The following is a 7372-nucleotide window of genomic DNA, read 5'->3' on the forward strand; positions in this document are numbered from 1 at the left end:
TGCATACTTTTCTAGAAAAGTATGAGGAGAAACAACGCCTCAGTTAAAATGATAGGAAATAGGGGGAAAGAATTAAAATATTATGTTCCCACATGAAGTATGGGAACAAGTTTAAAAATTATTTAGCGTTTTTCTTATCTCTTGCTTGTCTTTTTCTCACAACTGGGTCAAGTGATTTCTTACGAATCCTAACAGAAATAGGTGTAATTTCGATCAACTCATCATCTTCAATCCACTCCATTGCAGACTCAAGCGTAATAGCTCTTGGCGTTACAAGTTTAATGGCATCATCTGCACCTGAGGTTCTCATGTTTGTAAGTTGTTTCCCTTTAAGCGGGTTCACATCTAAGTCACCTGGTCTTGCAGACTCACCGATAACCATACCTGAGTATACTTTGTCTTGTGGGCTGATGAACATTACACCACGTGACTGAAGGTTAAAGATAGAGAAGGCAACTGCTTCACCGTCATCCATAGATACCAATGCACCTGGTGTTCTAGAGACAACTGTACCTGAGTAAGGTCTGTACTCCAAGTAAGAGTGGTTCATGATACCTTCACCTTTAGTGTCAGTCAAGAACTCATTTCTAAACCCGATAAGTCCACGTGCAGGGATCTCAAACTCAAGTCTTACTGTACCGTCAGGCATAGGTGTAAGTGAAGTCATATTTGCTTTTCTTTTCCCTAGTTTTTCTATAGCAACACCTTGAAACTCTTCAGGAACATCTACTACCAGGTGCTCAAATGGCTCCATTTTTACGCCATCTTCTTCTTTAGTAACAACTTCCGGACGTGCTAGCATAAACTCAAAACCTTCACGTCTCATGTTCTCTGCCAAAATACCGATCTGAAGCTCACCACGACCAGAAACCTTGAATGACGCATCACCAAGTGGTTCCATACGCATCGCGATGTTTGTCTCCATCTCTTTTTCAAGTCTTTCAGCAATTTTGTTAGAAGTAACGTGCTTACCTTCTTGACCAGCCAAAGGTCCGTTGTTTACAGACACAACAACTGAAAGTGTAGGCTCTTCAACGTGCATAGGATCAAGTGCTACTGGATTTACCGGATCACATACAGAGTCACCTACATCGATGTCGTTAAATCCTGCGATCGCTACGATATCACCAGCTTCTGCCTCTTGAATTTCAATTCTTTCAAGACCTTTAAACCCGATAAGTTTGGAGATACGAGATTTAGATTTAGCACCACATACTTTTACAAGAAGATACTCATCACCTTTTTTCACTTTACCGTTAAAGATACGGGTAATACCGATACGACCAACAAAGTTGTCAGAGTCAAGTGTAAATACCTGTGCCTGAGTATCAGCATCCGGTGAACCTTTTGGATATGGCACTTTAGTAAGAATTGCTTCAAAAAGTGGTGTCATATCTTTGTTTTCATCTTCCATTTCCCACTTTGCATAACCGTCTCTGGCTGCTGCGTAAAGTACAGGGAATTCAAGTTGCTCTTCGTTTGCATCTAGTGCCACAAGAAGGTCAAATACTTCGTCCATTACTCTGTCCGGATCTGAACCGTCTTTATCGATCTTGTTGATAACAACTACAGGGATAAGCCCAAGTGCGATCGCTTTTTTCAAAACGAATTTAGTTTGAGGCATAACACCCTCTTGCGCATCTACTAGAAGAAGTACACCATCTACCATTTTAAGAACACGCTCAACTTCACCACCAAAATCGGCGTGACCCGGAGTATCGATGATGTTAATCTTGTGATCACCATAGTTGATAGCTGTGTTTTTAGAAAGGATCGTGATCCCTCTCTCTTTTTCAATAGCATCGCTATCCATAGCTCTTTCTTCTACCTGCTGGTGTGCTTCAAATGTACCAGACTGCTGAAGAAGTTCATCAACAAGTGTTGTTTTACCATGGTCAACGTGCGCGATAACGGCAATATTTTTAATCTTTTGCATAAAATATCCTAAGCATGGGTGTAAGTAAACTGTTACAATCCCTATTTATTTTCGCGAATTATACCCAAATATTCTTCTATTCATCTATCTATAATGTAAATCCATATATCTCATGATAGGTTTTCATGGCATACCTATCTGTCATCGCTGCGATATAATCAGCAATAACTCTTTGTTTGTTACGCAGATCAAAAAGCTCTTTTTGGTGAGGAGGAAGTAGATCCCTATCATCATTAAATGCTGAGTAAAGCCCCTGTATACACTTCTTCCCTGCATACATTTTTCTTGCTATCTTCTCATGCTTATATAGCTTTTTAAGCAATAGTTTTTTTAATTTCTTTAATTGTGTTGCCGTCTCTTTGGAAAAACCAACTGGTAATTTTTCCTGTGCATCCAGTGCAGTACAAATAGGTATATCTTGCCGATACATTTTCGCACCCTCTTTTGAATTTTCTATAAAATCTTCTACAAGCAATTTAATAAGCCCTGCAACAAAACGATGTCTATAAAGTTTTTCATCTCTTTTAACACCCTCTTTTTGCACCACTTCATCTACTCTGAGACAAAGTTCATCTTCCAGTAGATCATTAAACGTGATAAGTCCATACTTGATGCCGTCATCAATATCATGAGAAGTGTAAGCTATCTCATCTGCATGGTCTACTACCATCGCTTCAAGGGAGGGGTGTTTCTCCAGATCAAAACGTTGATCCAGTCCTTCCAAAAAAGGTTTTTTATAAGGGTATGAGTGTTTCAGCACACCCTCTAAAGTGGCAAAAGTAAGATTAAGTCCATCAAAATCTTTATAACGTTTTTCCAGTTTGGTCAACACTCTAAAGGATTGAAAATTATGTTCAAAGCCTAAAGATCTGCCGTCTGCTTTAAGAAGTTTATCCAGTTCATCACCTCCTACATGTCCAAAAGGAGTATGGCCCAGATCATGGGAAAGAGCGATAACTTCAGCAAGTGTTTCGTTAAGCGCTAACATGCGTGAAAGCGTTCGCGCTATCTGGCTCACCTCCAGTGAATGCGTAAGACGTGTACGGAAGTAGTCTCCCTCATGATTTAAAAAAACCTGTGTTTTATACTCTAGCCGTCGAAAAGAGCTACAGTGAAGCACTCTATCTCTATCTCTTGCATAAGGGTCTCTAAAATCTTCTTCAAAGCTAAAAAATCGCTCATTAGGTTTCATGTCATGCCTTTAGTTAAAATTGCTATAATTGTATCAAAATAAATTAGTATGAGTAGGGTGGAATGATGGAAAAAATAGAAATGTACCATATCGAATATGAAAAACCAAAAGTCACACTTTTACAACAATCCGGGCTTGGTGTGGCAGAGATCGCAGCACGAACCTGTTATGACAGCTTTGAAAACTCTGAGAATGAATGTGTTAAAAATGCGATGCAAAATTTAGATACAGATGCCATCAACAACATCGATGATTCTGACCTGCTCGCTAACTTGGCATGGGTACATCACCATCACTCTATCATAGAGCATGCAACACTCAGTTTTTTGGTACAAGGTACTTCAAGAGGCGTACTTCAGGAACACGCACGCCACAGACTGCAAGCTATCTCTGTAAGATCTACACGCTATACCATGTCCTCTGTCATCAATGCCTTTGTTGCCTCATTAGAAAGCAGTGATGGTTTTGCATTCTTTTTGGAAAAGGTACTTGCACTTAACCTTTTTGTAGTGACAGATACAAAATATCTAGCCATAGAGATAAAAGCTATCTACGATAAGTTACAGTTCCAATATGAAAGAGATGGTGACTTTCTCAAAAATGCTATAGCGAAATCATCTCTACCTTTTATAGAAGAGTGTAAAGGGGATGCTCAAACACTCTTTGAAGCATTTCAAATGGGAAAGAAAAAAAGAAATGTAGGTGATGGATTTAAACATGTCGTCTCAGACAACTGGAAAGTAGATATGGTGGTTACCTTTAACATCAGATCTTTGAAAAATTATTTTGACCTGAGAGACTCCGGAGCAGCATGGTTCCAGATACAGTGGCTTGCTCAGGCAATGAAAGAAGTCACTCCACAAAAATATTTAAGATTAATAGATAAGAACTATAGAAAGAAATAATTTATAATCATAATAGTAAATTATGATTATAAATTAACAAAAAATTAATAAAATATTAATGAAATATTATTTTTCTGTTAAAAATCCTTGACATTCATTAATATTTCATGTTATACTTGATCTGTAAATTAAAAACAAAGGATTTAAAATGAAAAAGTTTAATCTTTCATTAGTAGCAGTTTTGGCAATGAGTACATTCGCAGTAGCGGGTGGAGATATCGCTCCAGTAGAAGAGCCTGTAGTAGTAGTTCCAGAAGTAATCGAATCAACAGGTAACTTCTATCTTGGTCTTGCGTATAGCTATATAGATGCATCAGTAGACTACACAGATGATCTTTATAGACCATTTGATTCAAAAAATAATCTTGACTACAATGGTATCATGGCACAGGCTGGTTATAAGTTTAATGACTATGTAGCAGTTGAAGGTAGATATTTTGCTACTATTAGTGATGGTGAAATTGAAATCAATGATGTTGATTATGGTGAAGTTGATGGTGTTGATTTTGATGCATGGGGTCTTTATGTTAAACCAATGTACCCAGTAACTGATGCATTTGATATCTATGCACTTCTTGGTGTTGCAAACACTAACTTGAACTATAACGACCCTTTTGCACAAGTAAGTAGAAAAGTTGATGAAACTGCTTTCTCATGGGGTCTTGGTGCATCATATGAATTCGATGCTGTAGCTGTTTTTGTAGACTATACTTCATTGTATAATGATGATACAACAGATGCATACGGAAAGTATGATACAACTGTTGACGCTTGGAGCTTTGGTGTAACTTACAATTTCTAAGAACAACTTTCTGCTGAGCCTTTGGGCTTGGTAGAGCTTTTCATTCCCCTCTCTATTTTCTATCTCTTCTCTTTTTTACCTTATTTGATTATAATGCCTTTTATAAAACTTTAATTTTTTGGAGCATTTTTGCGTTTATTATTACTATTATTATTTTTGCTTTTTATGCAAAATCCTCTGCAGGCACAAGCACTTTCCATAGAAAACATTTCTGCCAATATCCAAAGCTCACTTCATACACACCTTAAAGGCCAAAACAAAGCCATCGTAAAAAACCTTTATGCACAAACAGGCAACAAACCTTTATGGGTAGGGAAACAAAATGAAAAGAAGATGAGTCAGCTTGTCCGGGCACTTAATGATCCTCTTTTTAACTATAAGAACAAATCTTTTGACCAAAAATCCATCAAGCGCCTCTTTTTTCTTCTTGACAATGGTGAAATAAGTACTGCCAAACAAGCTTCTGTATATGCAAGGCTTGACCTTATGCTCAGCAACTCTTTTGTGCGTTTGGTACGTTTCATTGTACAGGGTGATGTAGACTGGAAATTGGTACAAAAAAAGTTTAAAGCACTTAAAGAGAGTGATGATGTGAAAGTAAATTGGGAAATGTCATTCAAATCATTTCCAGATCAGAAACAACTCAACTCTGCATCTGTAAATGGAAATATATATGGATATTTAAGCTCACTTCTTCCTATGGAAGAACGCTATAGAAAACTGGTAACACTGCTTAAAAACTATCGTGTGATGGATAAATTTCCAAAGATAAAATATAGCAATACCCCATTAAAATTAGGTAACAGTTCATCACGTGTAAAAGAAGTTAAAAAACGGCTTCAAATTTCAGGAGACTATCCAAAAAATGCATCTATAAACAGTAAATTTGATGAAACACTTGAACGAGCTGTGATCACGTATCAAAAACGTTATCTTCTTAAAGTAGATGGCAAAGTGGATAAGACCATGACCTACTATCTTAACCAGCCGGCAAAGAAAAATATACAAGCTATTATCACCAATTTGGATAAAACAAAACTCTATCCCAAACACTTTGAAAATGAGCATGTTGAAGTAAATATCCCTGACTTTAACCTGCGTTATTACAGAAATGGCAGCAAGATCATGAAGATGGGTATTGTCATAGGACGTTTAGACAGACCTACACCTCTTTTTCATGATACCATAGAATATATGGTCGTTAATCCTACGTGGACGATCCCTGATAATCTCATTAAAAGAGACTTGATCCATGTACTGAGAGATAATCCTATGTATCTGGAAGAAAATAATATTCATGTCTTCTCAGGCAAAAAAGAGATACAAGTTACCCAGGATATGCTAGACCCTTATGAGAAGAGTGAAAAGCGTGTACCTTACCGTTTTGTGCAGTTTCCAGGAGACAATAATGCTCTGGGTCGCATTAAATTTATGTTCCCCAATAAATATGCTGTCTATCTTCATGACACAGACAACAAAACCCTGTTGACAAGACGCTATAAGCTTTACAGTTCAGGATGTATGCGGGTAGATAAACCATTTGAACTTATGGATATACTGCTTGAAAATTCTAAAAAAAGTTATTCTCGCAGTGACATAGAAAAGATCATCGAGACAAATAAACCTAAAACCATCAGTTTACGCAGATCTGTTCCTGTACATATGCTTTATTTTACTGTCTATGAAGAGGATGGATTGGCCTATTTTAAAAATGATGTTTATCTGTATGATAAAATTATTGAAGAGTCAGTTGCCGGCAATAAAAAAGCTACATTTTCTATACCTAAAAACCGTATGATCTCCGTAAAGAAAAACGCACAACCTTTATCTAATTAACCTCTCCTATATATATAGGTCATTCAATTATTTCTTACGCATTTTCACTCTTTGAAGATGCGTAATGGCAATTGCCATAGCATCTGTGATGTCTAAGGGTTTTATCTCTTTTTTTATACCCAGTAATCTTTTCACCATAAATGCAACCTGTTCTTTGGCAGCTTTACCGTTTCCTGTCACTGCTTTTTTCACTTGCAAAGGGGTGTATTCATAAAAATATCCTACCTCTTGGAGTATCTTTAATGAAAGTGCCCCCCTAAATTGCGCAAGTTTTAAAACGGATTTCGGATTATAAGCAAAAAAGATATCTTCAATAGCCACTTCATCTATCTTATGTGCCTTTAAAATAATGTCAATACCCTCTACAAGCTCTACTATTTGCTCTTGCAGTTCTTTCGTCTTGATTTTAAGCAAACCTGCCTCAACAAGAGAAAACTTTTTTCCATCCCAATGTAGTATGCAGTAGCCTAAATTACGGCTACCTGGGTCTATTCCTAAAATATTCATTCACACCTTTGTTCACATAGTGAATAAAATTATTCAACTCTGTTTAATGCCCCTATTTTAGCTTAGATTGGCTAAAATACTAGAAGTTATTCACATTAAGAATTTTAACACTTCCAAAATGTGAAAATCTGTTCACACATTTAAAAATATTAACCTCGATTCTATCGGATGGCTCTGGTTTAAAGGCAAAACAA

6 protein-coding genes are annotated in these 7372 nt (G+C 36.9%); 3 read left to right on the forward strand and 3 right to left on the reverse strand.

Features of this window, described 5'->3' with window-relative positions:
• Nucleotides 1-118: 118 nt before the first annotated feature.
• Together typA and ACLHDG_RS14460 are read right to left on the reverse strand one after the other, a co-directional pair.
• Complete coding sequence (typA, locus tag ACLHDG_RS14455; protein ID WP_415406939.1) at nt 119-1936, reverse strand: translational GTPase TypA; 1818 nt, start codon at nt 1934-1936, stop codon at nt 119-121.
• Between the two features lie 88 nt (nt 1937-2024).
• Nucleotides 2025-3128: a deoxyguanosinetriphosphate triphosphohydrolase gene (locus tag ACLHDG_RS14460; protein WP_415406940.1), complete on the reverse strand. Its 1104-nt coding sequence runs from the start codon at nt 3126-3128 to the stop codon at nt 2025-2027.
• A 65-nt stretch (nt 3129-3193) separates the two neighbouring features.
• Between ACLHDG_RS14460 and ACLHDG_RS14465 the strand changes: the two genes are divergently transcribed.
• The 3 genes from ACLHDG_RS14465 (at nt 3194) to ACLHDG_RS14475 (ending at nt 6671) form a co-directional block, all read left to right on the forward strand.
• On the forward strand, nt 3194-4033 hold the full coding sequence (locus ACLHDG_RS14465) for an FAD-dependent thymidylate synthase (RefSeq protein WP_415406941.1): 840 nt from the start codon (nt 3194-3196) through the stop codon (nt 4031-4033).
• 148 nt (nt 4034-4181) lie between these two features.
• The gene (locus tag ACLHDG_RS14470; RefSeq protein ID WP_415406942.1) at nt 4182-4835 is read left to right on the forward strand and encodes an outer membrane protein; all 654 of its coding nucleotides are present in this window, start codon (nt 4182-4184) and stop codon (nt 4833-4835) included.
• A gap of 129 nt (nt 4836-4964) precedes the next feature.
• Nucleotides 4965-6671: a L,D-transpeptidase family protein gene (locus ACLHDG_RS14475; protein ID WP_415406943.1), complete on the forward strand. Its 1707-nt coding sequence runs from the start codon at nt 4965-4967 to the stop codon at nt 6669-6671.
• A gap of 27 nt (nt 6672-6698) precedes the next feature.
• Here the strand turns inward: ACLHDG_RS14475 and ruvC are convergent, their stop codons facing one another.
• Nucleotides 6699-7178: a crossover junction endodeoxyribonuclease RuvC gene (gene ruvC / locus ACLHDG_RS14480; RefSeq protein WP_415406944.1), complete on the reverse strand. Its 480-nt coding sequence runs from the start codon at nt 7176-7178 to the stop codon at nt 6699-6701.
• Between the last annotated feature and the right edge of the window lie 194 nt (nt 7179-7372).

Origin of the sequence: Sulfurovum iocasae, from assembly GCF_047716765.1 — a bacterium.
Taxonomy (GTDB): Bacteria; Campylobacterota; Campylobacteria; order Campylobacterales; family Sulfurovaceae; genus Sulfurovum.